The sequence below is a fragment of the Bradyrhizobium manausense genome, assembly GCF_018129685.1.
GTDB lineage: Bacteria > Pseudomonadota > Alphaproteobacteria > Rhizobiales > Xanthobacteraceae > Bradyrhizobium > Bradyrhizobium manausense_D.
This window is the reverse complement of sequence record NZ_JAFCLG010000025.1, coordinates 58,389-76,861: the sequence shown is the minus strand read 5'-3', so window position 1 is coordinate 76,861 and position 18,473 is coordinate 58,389. Positions and strand designations below refer to the sequence as shown.

At 60.1% G+C, this 18,473-nt stretch carries 15 protein-coding genes and 2 pseudogenes; 7 read left to right on the top strand and 10 right to left on the bottom strand.

Features of this window, described 5'->3' with window-relative positions:
* Positions 1-204: 204 nt before the first annotated feature.
* A complete protein-coding gene (locus JQ621_RS31890) occupies positions 205-1,164 on the bottom strand; it encodes an N-carbamoyl-D-amino-acid hydrolase (protein ID WP_212240899.1) in 960 nt (319 codons plus the stop codon).
* A 233-nt stretch (positions 1,165-1,397) separates the two neighbouring features.
* Between JQ621_RS31890 and JQ621_RS31885 the strand changes: the two genes are divergently transcribed.
* The 3 genes from JQ621_RS31885 (at position 1,398) to JQ621_RS31875 (ending at position 3,515) form a co-directional block, all read left to right on the top strand.
* On the top strand, positions 1,398-1,622 hold the full coding sequence (locus JQ621_RS31885) for a hypothetical protein (RefSeq protein WP_212240896.1): 225 nt from the start codon (positions 1,398-1,400) through the stop codon (positions 1,620-1,622).
* Between the two features lie 204 nt (positions 1,623-1,826).
* Entirely contained in the window at positions 1,827-2,153 is a 327-nt protein-coding gene (locus tag JQ621_RS31880; protein ID WP_212240894.1) for a hypothetical protein, read from the top strand.
* Positions 2,154-2,420: 267 nt separating this feature from the next.
* Positions 2,421-3,515, top strand: coding sequence for an acyltransferase family protein (locus JQ621_RS31875; protein WP_283813219.1), 1,095 nt, complete (start codon positions 2,421-2,423; stop codon positions 3,513-3,515).
* 1,393 nt (positions 3,516-4,908) lie between these two features.
* Here the strand turns inward: JQ621_RS31875 and JQ621_RS31870 are convergent.
* Positions 4,909-5,056: pseudogene (locus JQ621_RS31870) on the bottom strand (IS256 family transposase); the annotation flags it as partial.
* Positions 5,057-5,331: 275 nt separating this feature from the next.
* On the opposite strand from JQ621_RS31870, the gene JQ621_RS31865 reads away from it, so the two are divergent.
* Positions 5,332-5,682, top strand: a complete 351-nt coding sequence (locus JQ621_RS31865; RefSeq protein WP_212240891.1) for a nuclear transport factor 2 family protein — start codon at positions 5,332-5,334, stop codon at positions 5,680-5,682.
* A 99-nt stretch (positions 5,683-5,781) separates the two neighbouring features.
* Here the strand turns inward: JQ621_RS31865 and JQ621_RS31860 are convergent, their stop codons facing one another.
* From JQ621_RS31860 to JQ621_RS31845, 4 genes and pseudogenes are all read right to left on the bottom strand, one after another.
* On the bottom strand, positions 5,782-6,144 hold the full coding sequence (locus tag JQ621_RS31860) for a response regulator (RefSeq protein ID WP_212240889.1): 363 nt from the start codon (positions 6,142-6,144) through the stop codon (positions 5,782-5,784).
* 8 nt (positions 6,145-6,152) lie between these two features.
* Entirely contained in the window at positions 6,153-6,530 is a 378-nt protein-coding gene (locus JQ621_RS31855; protein WP_212240910.1) for a response regulator, read from the bottom strand.
* A gap of 331 nt (positions 6,531-6,861) precedes the next feature.
* A pseudogene (locus tag JQ621_RS31850) lies at positions 6,862-7,888 on the bottom strand (IS110 family RNA-guided transposase).
* A gap of 132 nt (positions 7,889-8,020) precedes the next feature.
* Positions 8,021-8,326 carry a hypothetical protein gene (locus JQ621_RS31845; RefSeq protein WP_212240887.1) on the bottom strand — a complete coding sequence of 102 codons (306 nt, stop codon included), beginning with the start codon at positions 8,324-8,326 and terminating at the stop codon, positions 8,021-8,023.
* A gap of 659 nt (positions 8,327-8,985) precedes the next feature.
* Between JQ621_RS31845 and JQ621_RS31840 the strand changes: the two genes are divergently transcribed.
* Entirely contained in the window at positions 8,986-9,177 is a 192-nt protein-coding gene (locus JQ621_RS31840) for a CsbD family protein (protein WP_212240885.1), read from the top strand.
* Positions 9,178-9,872: 695 nt separating this feature from the next.
* Positions 9,873-10,031, top strand: coding sequence for a hypothetical protein (locus JQ621_RS31835; RefSeq protein ID WP_212240883.1), 159 nt, complete (start codon positions 9,873-9,875; stop codon positions 10,029-10,031).
* A gap of 98 nt (positions 10,032-10,129) precedes the next feature.
* On the opposite strand, the gene JQ621_RS31830 is transcribed toward JQ621_RS31835, so the two are convergent.
* The gene (locus JQ621_RS31830) at positions 10,130-13,183 is read right to left on the bottom strand and encodes an EAL domain-containing protein (RefSeq protein ID WP_312015462.1); all 3,054 of its coding nucleotides are present in this window, start codon (positions 13,181-13,183) and stop codon (positions 10,130-10,132) included.
* A 363-nt stretch (positions 13,184-13,546) separates the two neighbouring features.
* Here JQ621_RS31830 and JQ621_RS31825 point away from each other — a divergent pair, with 363 nt between their 5' ends.
* On the top strand, positions 13,547-14,911 hold the full coding sequence (locus tag JQ621_RS31825; protein WP_212240879.1) for a carbohydrate porin: 1,365 nt from the start codon (positions 13,547-13,549) through the stop codon (positions 14,909-14,911).
* On the opposite strand, the gene JQ621_RS31820 is transcribed toward JQ621_RS31825, so the two are convergent.
* From JQ621_RS31820 to JQ621_RS31810, 3 genes are all read right to left on the bottom strand, one after another.
* Complete coding sequence (locus tag JQ621_RS31820; RefSeq protein WP_212240877.1) at positions 14,908-16,218, bottom strand: NRAMP family divalent metal transporter; 1,311 nt, start codon at positions 16,216-16,218, stop codon at positions 14,908-14,910. The two genes, JQ621_RS31825 and JQ621_RS31820, sit on opposite strands and share 4 nt — an antisense overlap.
* Positions 16,219-16,323: 105 nt before the next feature.
* Positions 16,324-17,319 (bottom strand): L,D-transpeptidase family protein, encoded by a 996-nt coding sequence (locus JQ621_RS31815; protein WP_212240875.1) that lies wholly within the window; start codon positions 17,317-17,319, stop codon positions 16,324-16,326.
* A 12-nt stretch (positions 17,320-17,331) separates the two neighbouring features.
* A complete protein-coding gene (locus JQ621_RS31810; RefSeq protein WP_212240873.1) occupies positions 17,332-18,405 on the bottom strand; it encodes a glycosyltransferase family 4 protein in 1,074 nt (357 codons plus the stop codon).
* Positions 18,406-18,473: the final 68 nt, after the last annotated feature.

Sequence of the window (18,473 nt, the reverse complement as noted above, 5' to 3'; positions counted from 1 at the left end):
CGGCGTCAAGCGCCAAGGACCCAACGGCTTCCCGCCCACTCTCATCATGACAGACTTTCCAGACACAGGGACCCATACACCGCAGCAATAGCTTTGCGAAGACTCGGCGTTAGCGCCGTCGCGTCACAACTTCTTCCGGGGTTATGGGTCCCGGCCTACGCCGGGACGACAGCGGAGAGTGTAGCCGCCATCGAGACAGAGCCATCACCCCTTCGGCTTCACCGGCGTGCCATCCGCCATGATGGTCACGCCCTTCCGCTCGACGATCATTCCATACGCCTTCGGCTGTCGATGAACATCGAAATTGAAGGTCGTGCGCTTGTAGGAGTTGCAGAGATCGAGATCGCAGCGGGCGAGCGCGAGTTCGTCGCCCTTGGTGCTGCATCGCGCAATGATCTCGCCTGATGGCGCGATGATGCAGCTGCCGCCGATATGATCGACCCCCTCTTCCACGCCGGCCTTGGCGACGCCAACCACGAAAGTGCCGTTCTGGTAGGCGCCCGACTGCATCACCAGATGATTGTGAAACAGCGACAGATCGTCGTGCTCCGGCGCAGGCGGATTGTGCACGGGCGTGTTGTAGCCGATCATCACCATCTCGACGCCCTGCAGACCCATCACCCGGTAGGTCTCGCTCCAGCGGCGGTCGTTGCAGATCGCCATGCCCATCACGCCACCGAACGCATCGACCACGCCGAAGCCGGAGCCCGGCTCGAAATAGCGCTTCTCCAAATGCTGGAATTTACGCCACGGCTCATGCTCGGCATGCCCGGGCAGATGGACCTTGCGATACCTGGCAACGATGGCGCCGCTCTTGTCGACCAGGATCGACGTGTTGTAGCGGTGCACGATACCTGCCTCGACCGTCAGCTCGGCATAGCCGAGGCAAAACCCGATCCCGAGCTCGCGCGAAAGATCGAACAGCGCTTGCGTCTCCGGCCCCGGCATCTCGCGTTCGAAGAAGCGGTCGATCTCGGCTTGGTCCTCGAAGTACCAGCGTGGAAAGAACGTGGTGAGGCCGAGCTCGGGATAGACGATCAGGTCGCAGCCGTTGGCATGGGCCTGGCGCATCAAGGTCATCAGGCGCACCACGACTTCCGCTCTCGTCTCGCTCCGCGCGATCGGGCCAAGCTGGCCGGCTGCGACATTCAGAAATCTCGCCACGAATCGTCCCCCATTTCGCTGCCCGGATAGACCGGTCCCATGGTGCGCGCGCACATGCAGGTTCTGCGCCTCCCGACACCGCGCCCCCGGCCCGAGCAAGCCACGCATGGATGTCCGGGAACTTTCGTTGCCGATCTGCAACGGTTCCCGACCGTCTCATGCCAGACAAAAGAAATGCCCATTGCCGCCACGAACCCTGCTCACAACACCGTGAGACTATCAGGGGATCGACGATGCGTGCACAGCGCGTTTGGAACGTGAATGGGGCCGCCAGCATCGGGCAGCTCCAGTCGAAACTGGATGATTTGAACAAGCGGCTCAGCCAACTCGAGCGCCAGCATCCCGAAAGCTCAGGGATCGACGAGCTGAAGGCGACCGCGCTCAGCCTGTCGCGCGAGATCGACGAGATCCGCTGCGCCGAGGCGACGGCGGCGCTGCGGGACTTGCTGCGGAAATAGCCTGTTCTCTACGATTCGGCGCTTGCGCAGGGAACCAACGCCCACGCCCGCCATTTCCATGGTGAGGATGGAGCGGAATCATGACCAGGCATCTGACGCGAGCTCATTTCGCGCGCGGCGTGGCCGGAGCGGTTTCCACGCTGGTCCTGTGCGCGACAGCGGCCTTCACCATCGCACACCACTTCGCGCTGTGAGGACATTGGAATGACGTCTGACCCCGAGGAGTCGGTGAGGCTGCAGGGCTTCGGCGAAATGACGTTGCGCACGGCGATCGGGACGGTGATGTTGCTCGCCCCGCGCGAGCGCGCGGAGGCCACCATTTTCCGTGTCCGTGACGGCGTACGTCTGGCTTCAAGCGAGATCGCCGAGCTTGCATCGGAGTGGGGTATCGCGCCGCCGGCGCAGGTCAGGTCGCCAGGACTGGTCCCCGAGCCGCACTGGTCCGACATCCTCCGCGGCATGGTGCGCGAGGCCCCGCTACCGTCGCTGATGGTGGCGTTTCTGCTGGGCGTGCTGGTGACGCGGCGGTAGCATGTGCCACTTGGCGAACGCCGCTGCCAAGGCAAGCCAATAAGACGATGGCGGCCTCTAATAGAGGGGTGCAGGTCCAGCACTGTCACCCCAATTCCCTCACTCTTTCTGACGAAGCTTACGGTCCTTTACGACCTGAGCTTCGATTTAACCATCGCCTGAGGCTGCGGCGCTGACGCAGGTTTACGTTAATGCCCACGCCATGTTGTGGCGGGACCGCACGGCCCTGTAAGACCATCCAATTGATGTCGGGGCCTTGATCGAATTATGCGAATTGGATCACTTGATGCCGTGCGGGGCATCGCAGCCTTAATCGTTCTATTTCACCACATGCGATTATTGGCGATCGAAACGCCTCCTGCGTGGATCAAGTACACGCCGCTCAGAATATTGTTTTCAGGCCAATCAGCCGTCCTGCTGTTCTTCGTGCTGAGCGGTTTCGTCCTGCACCTCGCGTTCGTTTCAAGCCGGGACGGCTATTGGTCGTTCATGATCAAGCGGCTTTGGCGAATTTACCCACCGTTCTGCGTTGCGATTCTGGCATCCGCGGCGCTCTACCATCTGATAGGGGCGGCCCCTATGGATGGCCTCACCGATTGGGCCAATCAGTCCAGCTGGCAACTTCGCCCGACTCTCTCGGTGGTGGCCGCTCACCTTGCGATGACCGATATCGAGGCCCTGCACTCGTTGGACAATCCAATGTGGAGTCTCGTCGTCGAGATGCGTATTTCCATTCTCTTCCCTCTCATCGCACTTGCGATTCAATGGAATTGGCGAACGACGTGCTTTGGCGCCCTCGTGATCTCGTTGGCCTGCACCTATTTGGAGCAGCGCTTTGTGCCGGACTGGCTCTTCGATCCGTTGTCGACCGGACGCTTCCTCTACCTGTTCGCGGTGGGAGCAGCCATGGCCGAGAATTCAAAGTCGATTAGGATGGCGCTTCAGGTTCAGCACTGGCCGGTGCGCCTTGTGCTATGGTGCGCCGCGCTTGCACTGCTCTCGATATCTCCGATCCTCGCTGGCATACCTACAGCTATCGGCTCGACGATGATCGTGGCATTGTGTTTTGCCGACACCAAAACGGATGCGGCGCTCGCCACTCCAGCCCCGATGTGGCTCGGCAAAATTTCCTACAGCCTGTATCTGATACACGTTCCAATCTTGATTGCCTCGGCGCATTTGATGACTGGCCGCGTACCTATATTTTGGATCTTCCCGGTGGCCTTGCTCTTGTCGTTGCTCGCCGCTGAATTGATGTATCGAGCAGTGGAGAGCCCAGCAATCGCTATCGGACGGCGCATGGCGGGGTGGTCCAAGTCCCTGAATTCCAACCAAGCGCAACAACAAACCAATCGGGCTTAGGCTCGACGCTAGCCCATTCTGAGCGGTTACGGCCGGGCGGGCCGTGGGACGCCGACGGCCAGACCGGCGGCATGTTCGCTCTCTGGTGCATCGTGGATGCGACGCGTTCGCGAAGAACGGCTGCAGACGATCTTCGCGATCGTCTCCCGACAAGTGGGATTGGTGTCCGTCAGCGATGTCGAGGCGGTTCATCCCGGGCGGTTCTGCCGCCGGGCGAGGCTGATATGGCCGCGGCCGGAACCATCTGACATGGCTGCCCCGACCAAAAGCGCCCCCGGGGCGCGTTGCACCGCAAAACCCGTGAAACTATAAGGGTTTGAAATCTTGGTCGGAGTGGCAGGATTCGAACCTGCGACCCCTGCGTCCCGAACGCAGTGAGCATCTTCTAAGCTGTTGTCTTTCTTGGTGTAGCAGTCTTTCCCGTCGCGTTTTGTTCACGGTCGTTTCACCCAATTCATTGCGATATCATTGCGGCGTTCTTGAAGTAGAACAGATATCGATAGGCATAGACACCTGGATGCAGCGGGATCTGCGGCCGAGGTTAACCAACCTGAAGGACCACCTCCCGGTTCGTGTGCTGAGGGGCAGTGCGCCGCTATCGCTGATCTGTCGGCGGTTCGAGTCAGTGGTCCGCTACATCGCTGCCGGCGAAGCATGCGAGCGGCCGAGTATTGTCGCGCGCGAACCAGATGTCGCCGCCTTCGGCCTTGTTTGAACTCGCTGAACAGGTTTGCGGAACCAGCACCCGAGGCGTTGGTGATCGCCACAGGCACGGTGGACTGGGCCTGCTTCATGTGGCCGGCATTGCAGTGGCGGTCGATGATGCCCGCGGCCTGCCATCGGAATCCGCATTTGTCCTGCTTCTGAGAGCCCAAGACCAGACAGGTGAACGCAGCTCACCCACGCTTGCAAAGTTCTCATTTGTCGACGAGTTCTGCGACAACGCAGACTAGCCTCAAAATCAGAGCTTAGCAGCGTTTTGGGGGAGGATGCGTGCTTCAAGGAAGCGAATTCGCATTTATTCGGAAGGTCCAGGCAGGCTGATGCAGACCTGGCCGAAAGACGCCTGAGTGGCAATTCTAGCCATAGATGAATCGATTTGCCCGCGACGACGGATCCGCCCGTCCGTGCTCGCGCCGCGGGGCTATATCCGCACCTGCTGGCGGAAAAGTCAGAGACAGCTGAGAGACTGAATTCCAAATTTCGGCTCGATCGCGGTTTCGACCCCACCACGATGACCGCGAGCAGCTTTTCCGATTACATTTTGAGATGGTTAGCCTAGAGGAACAGCTCATTTCTGTAGCCATCCCGAACCTTGACAACAACCATCCGATCGTGCCCCGCGGCGTGGTGCAACTTGCGGCGGGTCACCCGCCGGCGGGTGCCGGACCGGTCAGTTGGCGGTTGCCGGACGGCTAACAGTCGGATCATCGCTCAATGGCGCGATGGTTTCCAGCGTCATGTAGCGGGCGCTGGACAGCCCACTCATCCTTCCGCTCGAGTAGGGTCGCTCCGTTGAGGCGTTCGACCGGATTGGTGGAATCCGCGACCTACGCCAGGCGTTGCGCATGGACGCGGCAGCGCTGCTAAAAGCGTCGCTCTGGCACTCAGTCGCAGACTTCCGCTTTGACCGACAGTATTATACCGCGCCAACGGACGCGATGGGCCAGTTGCTCAGACTTCAGCCGAAGCGTCCGAACGCACTTTTTCCCGGGGCGCCACTCGGAACACGGAGCTCCGAGAGGTCCACCTGCATTTCGTATTCATCGATGCCTCCTAGACCTCTCCGGAAAAAAACGGCTGGAACGTTAGAGATATGTCCTTTGATTTAATGGCGGCTGCGATTGATTGGCTTGATGCCTATCGCTCCGGCGATATCGAAGCGATTTTGAGAATGTGCGCCGATGACGCCGCGGTCCATTGTGGCTGCGGGGGCGCGAAGACAATCACTGGGAAAGAAGGATTGCGAGCCTACTGGGTCGAACGCCTCCGGGAATATCCCGCGTTTGATCTCGACAATATTCAGCCGACATGTGTGGGGACATTGATCTCGTATGTCTCGCGTGACGGCGTAGTTAGCGCGGTTTTGACCTTCAACGCATCGGGACAAATCGCGTCGCTTGCTTTTGGCCCTTCGAAGGATAGTTCAGAACGAGGCCCGGCATGAGCTACATGCCAGACCTCGTGCCCCGGGACGACTTGGGCGGCAAGCCGTCCTTAGGCACTAAAAGGTCTACGAGGCTCCGCAACCTTTGTCCTGTGCTTTTTAAGTTTTTTCGTTCGATAGAATAACATCGATGGTGCGGTTGAGCGTCTCCAGCGTACATGGCTTGAGTATGACCGGCGTTTCTTCAAATCCATGCGGCACGCCTTTGCTGCCGTAACCACTCAAAAAAAAGAAAGGCAGCCCTCGCCTCCTTACTGCTTCGGCAACGGGCCACGAGCTCGTGCCGTGCAAATTGATGTCCAGAATCGCGAGGTCGTATTGCTCAATCTGTGCAAGAGATCGCCCATCATCTACATTCCCCGCTTCAGCGATGACCCCGTGTCCGAGTTCCTCGACCATTTGGACAAGCATCATTCGAATAAGCACCTCATCTTCCACGACGAGTATCGATGCCTGCGTCATCTCTGGCCTCAAGCCCTGCCTGAATCGGCCGCCGAGCGCTCGTTGAGGAGCTGAGAGACCGCAGTTGTAAGCTGCGCGGGGGCAAACGGTTTCTGAAGAATTATGCTGTTGGGAACGCCTTGCGCCGGCCAGTCCTGGACTGCTGCGCCCGATATGTAGACTACGGGAAAACTGGGATCGGCCTCGCGCGCCGCCCGCGCGACTTCCCAGCCATTGAACCTTCCTAACAGATTGATGTCAGTCACCAGGGCGCAGTATGAAATGAGCTGACCCTTGAGTAGCGTAACCGCCTCCTCGCCGGTCTTGGAGCTGGCGACATCGAAGCCGCCCTCCCTCAATGCATCATCGACAATCCCTTGGATCGCATCGTCGTCTTCTACTAGCATGGCTATCGGCGGCGTTTCCGTCACAATTTCCCCCGAACACACGTGACCTGGACGTTACAAATTGCAGATGTGGACGGCCCCCACTTGTCAGGATGGTAGCAGACTTTTGACCTGATCGCTTGCTATCAGATGTCCGGCCTGTTTGCGCGGACAAAGTTCGCTGGCCAAGATGGTGTTCGCTACGCACGCTCCAAGCACATAGGCGACCTTGATGATGCCAGTGTAATCTACGGAAGCTCGCGCGTATCGACCGATCGGTCCTTCCATCTACTGCGTCCTGCAAGTTCGTGGGCTATCCGCCGAGCAACCTCGCTCGCGGTGCCATTTCAGATCAGACGGGCATGGCGGCTACCGGTCGGTTGTATACTCCGCCCGATATCATCAATCGCCAAGCGATACGGGCGAACTTGTTAGCCAAGGCCACCGCCACCAATTTCGGCGGCTTTCGCTCCAGTAGCGATTCAAGCCAGGGTGTCGGCTTATGACGGCCCTTTCGAATGTGCCTTAGCAGCGCGGTCGCGCCGACAATCAACGTCGATCGGAGCATTGAGTCTCCGGCCTTTGTGATTCCGCCATATCTTTGCGGCCGCCCGTCGAATGATCCTTGGGTGTCAGTCCGAGCCAAGCGGCAAAGTCGCGGCCTGACCTGAACGTCTCCGGCGGCGGCGCCTTCATGCTTAGCATGGACGACCCAATCGGACCGACGCCGGGAATCGTCGCGATCCGCCTGCTGACATCATCGTCGCGGTGCCACCTCATCAGCTTGGCTTCGATCTTTGCCAGGCGGGCTTCGACCGCGGCATATTCCTCTGCTTGGAGTCGGAAGAGATCCTTTGCCATTTCCGGCAAGCTGTCATCCTCGAGTACCCGTTTGATAAGTTGCGCGACATTCTGCCGACCGGCGGGGCCGACGATGCCAAATTCAGCCGCATAGCTCCTGAAAGCATTGGAAAGCTGCGACTTCACGCTGACCAGGCGTTCCCGCACAGTCATTAACATGCAGGCCGCTTGCCGTTCCCTCGATTTGATCGGTACAAACCGCATACTCGGCCGGGTGACCGCCTCGCACAGCGCTTCGGCATCGGCCGCGTCGTTCTTGCCGCGCTTCACGTAAGCCTTCACGTACTGAGGGGGGATCAGCTTCACCTCGTGACCGAACGACTGCAGCAGGCACGCCCAATGATGCGAGCTGCCGCAGGACTCGATGGCGACGAGAACCGGTGGAAGCCGCTCGAAGTAGCGGATCATCTCGGCTCGCCGGAACTGGCGGCGGACCACCACCACCTCATTCTCATCAACACCATGAAGCTGGAAACCGACTTGGAAGTGTCCATACCGATGCGAACAGGAAGATTCATCAGACTTTCCTCTCATCTAGCTGTGACGCTGACAGCGTCATAGAACCGTGGGGATGAGAGGCCGTCCACACCAGCACACAAGCCAAAAGTTCCACGCCGCCGGGACAATTTGGCAATCTCCGAGACGACGGTTTAGGCCCGGTTAGAGGATTTCTTGGCCTTAGCTTTTTGACGGAGGAAACTGACCTCTAGCGCCTCGCCGTTCACTCGAACGAGCTGACAACGGCGATAGGCAAGTCCGGTGGAGGAAAGCAGAAGAAAGAACTCATTGAGGGTCAATCCCTCAATCGAGGCCTCGACGTGAAGCTTCGCCCCGGCGTCCGAAACATCTTTAAGCATACAAGCTCGGCGCCAAGTGCCATCGATTGCCATCATGTGCGCGGGCAATGGATGCTCGAAGGAAACCCGACGGCCTTCTTGCTCTTTTTTCGTAGGCATTTGGGTAGACCGAACCTATCCCGCCGTTGTACCCCCAACCAACTAAGAGGACGTAACCAAGCTCGGGAAAAGTTGGCAAGTCAGCCCGGACCACTTTGATCAATCTGGCCAGATATGGTCGGCCTCCCACTCGCGTACTGGCTGCTGAATCCGAAAAGCAAAGGGTGGTCTTCGTAATCGGTACGACGTAAGAACGACACTGCTTGACTGCCCGCGCTCACAATGACGCGGAGATTGGTGATGGGGTCCAATTTCAACTCTGCTCCGGATGTAGCCACAAACTTACTTATTGCGTTGCAAGCCAAAGTGATCGTCGAGCCCTGCCGCGGCGCGTCTGCGGACTGCATCAAGGCAAACAAAAATCGCACAAATCGCACACACTAAACTCATCGACGACAGACCCTCGTGGCCGTGTCAGATGTTTTCATCGGCTGACAACATAGCTGCCGAGACCACCAGCGCAAATTCGGCTGCGGGTCAATCGCGTCGGTTTGGTGCTTACACACAAACCTCCGGCGGTTCCTGTGGCTGCAGTGCGTCAACGGCTGAATGGGCCAAAATCAAAAGTCTTCTTACGCGATGTCGGAGCTCGTTCTTCGAGGAACCACTGCGCCACTCCGTCGTTGGGCTGGTCATCTGGACAGCAAAGGAACACGATCATGGACCGTGAACACGTGAAAGGCGCGGCGGACAAAGCCAAAGGCGCGATCAAAGAAGGTGCCGGTAAGCTTACTGGCGACAAAGACATGGAGGCGGAGGGCAAGATCGATAAAGCCAAGGGAGCCGCCCACAACGCCGCAGGAGATGTGAAGGATGCGGCGCGGGACGCCGCTGACGCTCTCAAAAAGTAAGAAGATGTAAGAAGACCAAGAACTAGCCGCCTCCGGGCGGCCATTTCTTTTGGGAGACCAGCAACCGAAGTGCGTTCCGAAAACTCGATTGGCTGCGCAACGAGATCACACGAACACGCGGGCAGATCCCAGCCCAGCAGCGCGAGGCCCGAATGCTGCAGCGCGCTGGCGCCCCAACCTCGGCGGAGCTCCAGCTATCCCGTATGCGGGCGAAGATCGACGATTTCTGCCCCGAGCGCGATGAAATGCGGGCTCGCGATCAGCTCGTCGCACGCGATGTTGAGCTGGGTCAAAGCGAACCGGCGACAGTGGCGTAGAGTTAATTCCGTACCGAGCGGCATCAGCGCGCGTGGGTGCTGTTACGGTTGCGGAGCTCCGGACTCCTAGGCACTCCGGGCTCCGTCCCTCAATTGGGACCGCTACGTGGGGTTGGCTCGGAGAGCGGCTCCCGGACGGTAGCCGGCATTGCGGGTGGAACGACACAGCGTTGAATGACAAACCCGGCCTTGGCGGCGCTGCCGCCGGGCCGGTTATGTTTTTGGCGTCGGCCGGCGGCGGCTTGAGCGGACCATCGTCTCAGCGCGGAGCCAGCGACCGTCAGAAAACAGCGAGAGCGTCTGTCCGATGAGAGCTGGTTCACACTCGCCGTAGCCGCTACGGCTTATGATCTGCCGCGCAGCTTCGGGAGGAGATCGATGATGGCCGCACTGGTGAAGACGCTCTCGCACGTGACGGGCACGGACGTCGATATCGATGGACTGAAGATCGTCATGCTCATTTGCGGCGCTGGTCTCTGTCTGTCCCTGCTCGCTGGCATGACATACGGCCTGAACCTCGCGGCAGATTTGTTCTGAACGACGGGCCGCGCTCCGCTGAGGGCGGAGCTCGGGGCTGCGGCGGCATGCGCGGTCGGACATCACGAACAAGGGGGTCTGCGGCGGTGCGCAATCTTCTATGATGCCGAGAGCATGAGCGAGCTGGAGCTCTGTCTCGATTGAGCTTTCTCAGCCGCAGATCGTTGCGGGCGTCCTATCAAGTAGCCTTGCATCTCGTCGCATCCCTCTTTGGCAAGAAGCGCCATCTGGATCTTGGTTTCGATCCCTTCTGCAAGAACCGGCACGCCAAGACCGTGAGCGAGTCCGATGATCGCGCGAACGATGGCCAATGATCGCTCGCTCTGTCCGAGTGAGGCAACGAAGGACCGGTCGATCTTGATCCTGTCGAGAGGGAATGCCTGAACATAGGACAGCGAGGAATACCCGGTCCCGAAATCGTCGAGCGCGATCAGGATGCCCAAGCTTTTGAGGGATTGCATCGACCTTTGGGCGCGCGAGACGTCCTCGATCAAGACGCCTTCGGTGATTTCGAGCTCCAGGCGGGCCGGCGTCAGCCCGCTTTCGCGTAGGGCCTTGCGTACTTGCGCATCCAAGTTCTCTCTGCGGAACTGAGCAGCCGAGACGTTGACTGCGATCCTGAAGGACCGTTCCCAGGATGCAGCCTCGCGGCAGGCCTCCATAAGTACCCAGTCGTCGATCTGGGAAATCGAACCGCTTCGTTCAGCGATCGGAATGAATTCTCCGGGAGAGATGATTCCGCGATCGGGATGCCGCCACCGGACGAGCGCCTCGTAGCCGGTGACGCGACCATCGCGGTGCTGCTGCGGCTGATAGTCCAAATAGAGTTCGCCCCGCTCGACGGCGAAACGCAGATCGTGCTCGAGCGCACGGCGTTCCCGGAGTTGCTGGTCCATGGCGCTGGTGAACAGCCGGATCGCACCCCTGCCCTCGTGCTTGGCCCGATAGAGCGCCGCATCGGCGTTTGCGAGCAGACCAACAATATTCTCGGCATCTCTCGGAAATAGCGCAACGCCGACGCAGATGTCGAGTTTGAGCGCATGACCGTCGACTTCGATCGGATGCTCGAACGCTGCCCGCATCTTGGTTGCCAGGAGTTCCGCGCTGGCCGCCAAGGGTTCTAGGTCCGTGATGCCGATGAACTCGTCACCGCCCACCCGCGCCACGTAGCAGCCTTGTGCGGCTCCCTGGAGACGGAGTGAGGTCTCGCATAACACGGCATCTCCGATTCCGTGACCGAACAGATCGTTGATCTCCTTGAAGTGATCGAGGTCGATACATAGTACGGCAAAGCCGGACCCGGTGACCTCGGCGCGTTCGACTGCAGCTGAGAGGTGCTGATCCAGAGCGGTCCGGTTCGGCAACTCGGTCAGAACATCGTGGGACGCCAGGTAGCTGATCCGCTCCTGAGCGCGATTGCGCTCGGTGACGTCGAAGGCCACGCAAATGTGCGCTGGTCGCCCCTGGTACTGGAGCGGACGAGACTCGATAACGACTTGGATGGCATCCCCGGAAGCCGTCCTGTGTAGGTAGAAGTCGTCGGCTTGGTCCGATCCTCCGCATTTGAGCTGCTGCTCCGTCATCAGGAGAAGATCCTCGCGGCGGTAGCCGTAGTGTCGGCACATCGCTGCGTTCACCGCGAGCAATTGCTGCGTTGCCGAATCGACCACCCACATCGGCAATGGACTTTCCTCAAACAGGAGACGGAAGGAGGCCTCCCGGCGCTTCAGGTCGGTGATGTCAATCCGAACCCCGATGCTGCCTCCATCAGCCGTGCGGCGCTCCTCCACTCTGATCCAGCGGTCCCCCGGCAGATGCTGTTCGTGGGAGTATCTCGGCAGGGCATGGCGAGCCAGGCGTTCGGCAAGCCATTCATCCTCGCGACCAATCGCCTCCGGATATTGCAACCGCGCCAGCCCAGCCCGCAGGATACTTTCGAACGGTGTGCCGGCCGCCAGGGCTTCTTGGCTTGCGGCATAGAATTCCGCATATTGTCTATTCCAAAGGACCAGTCGGTCATCCTTGTCAAACAGGGCGAGCCCTTCAGGAACAACCTCGAGCGCCTCAGTGAGATGGGTGTGAGCGGCGCGGGCGGCCGCTTCGGCCTGTTCGGCCGCAGCCTTGGCTTCGGCAAGAGCCATCTCGGTGCGATGACGTTCGGTAATGTCTTCGTGCGTGGCAACCCAGCCTCTGCCCTCCATGGGACGGTGCCGGATGCGCACAATCCGTCCGTTCGTCAGTTCGACGGTCGTATCTGAATTTTCAGCGATCACCGGGGCGCTGTTGCGCCAGACCAGATATTCCTCCTTCGACATTTTCGGAGCGCTGCCGGCCGAATACCGGAGATCGACGATGTCTTTCAGCTTCATGCCGGGCCGGACGACTTCCGGATCCAGGTCGTAGATCTCCAGATACTTTCGATTGCAGACGATCAGGCGCTGGTCGTCGTCGAAGAAGCAGAGGCCCTGGGACATGTTGTTGAGGGCCCGGTCAAATCGCTCGGCGACGGCGGTCGCGATCTGCTCCGCGGCCCTGGCGCGCTCCCCTTCCTGCGTTAGACTGCCATGAGCCTGAACCAATTGGACGAAGGATCGGAAGTTGGTGTTAATCATCCGGCCGAGCAGCACAAGCAGCAACAGCAGATTGATCCCGAGCGAGATCATGATGCCGTCGCCAGACAGGAGCAGCACAGTCGCGATCGGCGTGCCGGCAATCAGCATGGTTAGCAGCGAGGCCGGCGGAAAACTGCCAAGGCAGTACGCAGTGCCGATACACCCCATAAAGACCAGTAATGCGATCGGCGCGCGCAGCCCAGGATCCACGGTCGCGAACAGCGCCAGAATCCAGAGAACAAAGCCCGCGTTTAGGAACACCGCGACCCGGCGAGTCTTCCTAAGCTCGCGGTGCGCCTGCTCTGGTGTGAAATCAATTGCTTTGAAGCGGAGCCACTGAACCAACCGGAGAAGGCAGACAGCGAGGAGCGCCGTCGGTAGCGCGAATCTGAGCCCTCCCGATACGGACTGCGGCAGGACCAGCCCTACACTGATACTGTCGATCAGCAGTACGGCGTAGAGAACCGGCACCTGTCTACGGAGGACCCGGAACTGCTCGACAAGCAGCGCTCGACCGAGCGGATCGGTCGAGTCGCCCACGGAGAAAGCGTTCCGCAATCGTGTGAATAAGCCCATCGAGATCGCCCCCACCGTTCCAAAGATAGGGCAGATTGGCGAAGGACACGTAAAGGCGCTTGGTGACTTGAGGCTTAAGGGCTTTGCTGCAATTGCGAACTCTTTGAGCTGCGGTGGGACCGCAGCTCAAAGCGCGGGTTCGTATCGGTCCTAATAGAGCTTTTCAAGCGAGTTGCACTTGTCACCGGGCAGCTTGTCAACCGCCGTGGAGAACTCGCACCGTGAGCGGTGGACTTGGGCTTCAAGATCAGGCAAGTCCTGAAGCTTCCAGCATAAGGAGTTCCCGTGTCTTGGCCAAGGAGGGCATATCGGCGAGGGGCGCTTTCAGTGTCGGTGGTTCTGCTCCTGGCGACCAATGCCCTTGGGCAAGAGGATAAGAAGACCGACGACGACAAACCTGCCGATCCCGACACGGGAGAGAGCACGGTGGAAGAGAAGACCCTTGGTCTTCTGCCCAATCCATTGCAGAAGTACGGCGTAAAATTCGCGGCGACATATATCGGCGAGGTGCTCGGCAACGCGTCCGGAGGATTGAAGCAGGGCGCGATCTACGAAGGCCGCCTGAACCTCGCCGTCGACGTCGATCTGCAGAAGCTGATCGGGATTGAAAAGCTTACCTTTCACGCCAACATGTTCCAGATCCATGGCGATGGGCTTTCGCGCAGCAACCTTCAGAACTTCTTCGTCGTTAGCGGGATCGAGGCTCTGCCGTCGACCCGTCTGTATGAAGCCTATTTCGAGAAGCAGTGGGGCGAAAAGCAGGTCTCGCTGAAATTCGGACAGCTCGCCGCCGACAGCGAATTCTTCAACACCAAGTACACGGACGTGTTCACCAACGCCTCGATGGGTTGGCCGGCCATCACCTCGTTCAATCTGCCCAGCGGAGGACCTTCGCCGCCTTTGGCCGCGATGGGAACCCGGCTTCTCGTCAACGTGACTGATCAGCTTGCTGTGCTTGGCGGAATATTCGATGGCGACCAGGCCGGACCCGGTCCGGGCGATCCACAGGAGCGCAACCGCTACGGCGTAAATTTTCGTGTCAACGATCCACCGCTGCTCCTCGGACAGATTCAGTATGCCTGGAATAACAAGAAGGGCGACCCGAACCTGACCGGCCAGATCAAGTTCGGAGGCTGGCGGCACTTCGGCTCCTTCGCGGACCAGCGGCTGGCTGCGAACGGCGTTTCGCTCGCGGCTGCCGCCGGCAGCGGCGAGCCCTTGCTATTGTCCGGGGATGTCGGCGGTTGGGCAGTCTTCGAGCAGCAGATCTACCGCGTGCCTCACAGCGATGATCGGGGGATCGGTGTGTTCGCTAGGGCCTCTGGCGCGCCTGCCGATCGCAATCTGATCGATCTCTACGCGGATGCAGGCGTGGAGTTCATCGGCCTGCGCGATGACCGTCCTGACGACAAGTTCGGGATCGCCGCGGGTTTCGCCCACGTCTCGAAACGGGCTCAGACGCTCGACGCGGATTATCGGACGCTGGTTAATCCGAATTGGCCGGTGCGCAGCTTCGAAGGATTGCTGACCGCGGTCTACCAGTATCAGGTCAAGGACGGCTGGACGTTACAGCCCAATTTCCAATACGTCGTTCATCCTGGCGGCGGCGCCACGCTGCCCGCGAGTCCGCTCGCCGGCAGGCCTCTCAAGAACGCGTCCGTGTTCGGTCTCAGGACTACGCTCAAGTTCTAGGATGATGTGCTCATGAACATCGTGGCGGCCATGCCCACAATGCACAGAGCCATCGCGGCGGTCGCAGCCCAACCGAGCCAGTATAGCGGGCCGGCGACGACGAGCTTGCCCATGACCTTTGGTCTCCCGACGAGCACCATGAGGATGACCATCACGGGCGCTGCGAGTACGCCGTTGACAACTGCGCTCCAGTAGAGCGCTTTGATCGGATCGATCGGTGTGAAGTTGAGCCCGATTCCGCCGAGGCCAGAGAGCGCCAGCACGCTATAGAATGCGATGGCCTCCTTCGGCTTCCGCGAAAGACCAACCTTCCAGCGACGGCCCTCTCCGACGGCGTAGGCGGTAGACCCGGCAAGAACCGGAATGGCCAAAAGCCCGGTGCCGACTATTCCGAGCGCGAAGATGAGCTCTGCGAAAGGACCCGCGATCGGCTTCAAGGCCTCTGCCGCCTGCGCCGAACTTTCGATATCGGTCTTGCCTTGGGCCTGAAGCGTCGCCGCGGTCGTTACGATGATTGAGAGCGCGATCAGGTTGGAAAAGGCCATGCCGATCATCGTGTCCAGTCGAATCCGTCGGAATTCTGCCGGCGCGTCGGACAAATCCCTCTTCAAAGGCTTCTTCTCAGGGTCGATACGCTGCTCCTCGGCTTCCTGCGACGACTGCCAGACGAAGAGATAGGGAGATATCGTCGTTCCCAGGATGGCGACGAGTGTCGTGAGGAACGCGGCATCCAAACTCATGTGGGGAATCAGAATGCCCTTCAGAGCCTCGCCCCAGGGCACCTTCACGACGGCGAGCGCGATCACGTAGGCGAACAGGCTGAGCGTCAGCCACTTCAGCACGGATACGTACCGGTCGTAGTTAAAGAAGATCTGGGCGACGACCGACACGGTGCCGAACAGCACCACGTAGGCGATGCCGGGTCCGCCGATCAGAAGTTTGAGGGCGTCCGCCATGGCCCCGAGATCGGCGGCGATATTGATGGTGTTGGCCACGAACAGCAGCCCCACCAGGCTCCAGACGTAGACAGCGCCGAAGTTTCGGCAGACGTTGCCGGCGATGCCGTGGCCCGTCACCCGTCCTATCCGCCCCGAAATCTCCTGGATCGCGGCCATGAGCGGGTAAGAGAGCAGCATGGTCCAGCCGACGCCGAAGCCCAGCTGCGCGCCGGCCTGACTATAGGTGCCGATTCCGGACGGGTCATCGTCGGACGCCCCGGTTATGAGACCGGGCCCCAACGTGGACAGGAAGTTCCGGATGCGGAATGTCCTTCGCTTTTGAACCTTCGGTTCGACGGCCGCATCCATTCGATCCTCCTCCAACGGCTCCGCCGTAAACAGCCCGCTCCAACGCTGTAGCTCAATAAAACTCCCCTGCCTGACCGGCGGAAGTCGTTTTCGCGCAGTCGCCGGTCATCGTGAGCCGTCGACGAAAGCGACCGGAGTGCCCTTCGCAACGCTCGCAGCAACCCGCTCCGCATCCCAGTTCGTCAGACGGACGCAGCCATGGGATTCCGCCTTCGAGACTTTTCCAGGCGACGGGGTACCGTGAATGCCATATCCGTCAGCGGTGAGATTGATCCACACTGTTCCGACCGGGTTGTTGGGACCGGGCTTGATGGTGAAAGGCTTCCGAGATCGAACGCCCTTGAAATGGTAGTCCGGATTGTAGCGATAGGTCGGATTTCGGTCGACCTCGGTCACTTTCAGAGTGCCAGATGGCGACGGCTTCTCCTCGCTCCCGACCGTGGCCGGATAGAAGCCGATCAGAGCGTTCGACTTGTCGAATAGCTTCACCGTCTGCCGGCTCTTGTTGACCTCGACCCTGTCCGCCCTCGACGTCGCGCCGGCCTCTGCGCTCCCGGTATCCACCACGATGATGCTGTCGCCGGCGCGTTCGAAGCGCTGCCCCGGATTGAGCGCCGCCAGCAGTTGCTCGCTCATATGGAATTTCTCAGCCAGTCCTTCTCGCGGGCTGGTGAAACCCAGGCTCGGCAAGTCTTTCATTTCTTCCATCTTCGACGGGAGCTTGCTCAGAAAAGGTCCGCCGACGTCCTGCTCGGTGATCGTGTAGTTCGCTGTGATCCGCCGATCGTCCGCGCGCAATGCGTTCCAGACGTCCTCGGTTGGAACGTCCGAGCTCGGCAATTGCCGCGCTTCCGCGAAGGCGCGGAGGGCCTTCTTCGCGTTCTCGCCGAATCTGCCGTCGATCTCGCCTGGCGAGAAGTGGGCCCGGTCGAGCATGACCTGTAACCGAACCCCTGCCGGTGTCGGCTTCTCGCTCGACAAGGTATTCTTCGCCGGTTCAGCGGCATCGATAGCAGCCGCGCCCATTTCAGCGCACCGCGCCCCCGGGCCGGCCATCACAGCCAGCAGCACAATGATGTGTTTAGCCTTTCGAGACCACATCGCCGAATCCTTTCATATCAATGGCTGAGCACCCGGGCATAGGTCGGTTTCCTTCACGCCGGTATCGGCGACTATGTCTCGGTAGGCGCGCTCGTATTCTCGCGCCATCCTGCTTGCCGTGAAGCGCGCTTCGAAGCGGGCGCGCACTACCCTCCGGTCGAGACGGCCAAGCTCTCCAACCGCCTTTACCGCCTGGTGCTCGTTCTGGACGATGAAACCCGTCACGCCGTCCTCAACGACTTCCGGAACAGATCCGGATCGGTAGGCAATAACGGGCGTTCCGCATGCCATCGCCTCGATCATGACGAGACCGAACGGCTCAGGCCAATCGATCGGGAATAGGAGGGCGGCTGCGTCGGCGAGGAACGGCTGCTTCTTCGCATCGTCGACTTCCCCCACCAGCTGAACCATTCGACCATCGATGTGCGGCTCTAGCTTCTTCTTGAAGTATCCGGTCTCACCGCGCGGGATCTTCGCGGCGATGCGCAGTGGCTTGCCGGCCGCCCGCGCGATCCGGATTGCGTCCTCGGGACCTTTCTCCGCCGTGAGGCGACCGAGAAAGGCTAGATAGGATCCCTTATCGAAATACGGGCGGAAGAGGAGCGAAGGTAGCCCGTGCTGAATAGTGGCGATCCAATTCGCCTCACGAAGCGGCACGCGCTGGTGCTCGGATATTGAGATGAAGCCCGCGCCGGGAAACTCCCGCACCACGTCCGGCAGGCCGGGAAGGTCCAGCCGACCATGCATGGTGGTCAGGAACGGCACGCCGAGCCGGCTGAGCAGCGGAAGCGGCAACCAATCGATATGTGCGTGGATGACGTCAAAGTCTTTCGCACGCCTGGCGATGGCCTCCAGCAGCACGGCACACGCCGCATTGGGGTCCACGCCCTTGCGCCCGAGCCGCAGCGCGCGTGGCCACACGGGATGGAGTTTGCCTTTCGTCCGGGAATCCCCGCTCGCGAACAGCGTGACGTCGTGACCTAGCTCTACCAACTCGTCCACCAACCACGCCACGACCCGCTCGGTGCCGCCGTACAGCTTTGGAGGAACGCTTTCGGCGAGGGGAGCAAGCTGAGCGATGCGCATCGGATGTCGATCCTCTAGCCTGGCAAGATCGATCGGAGGGCCAGTACGATTGCAGCCGAAACGAGTTC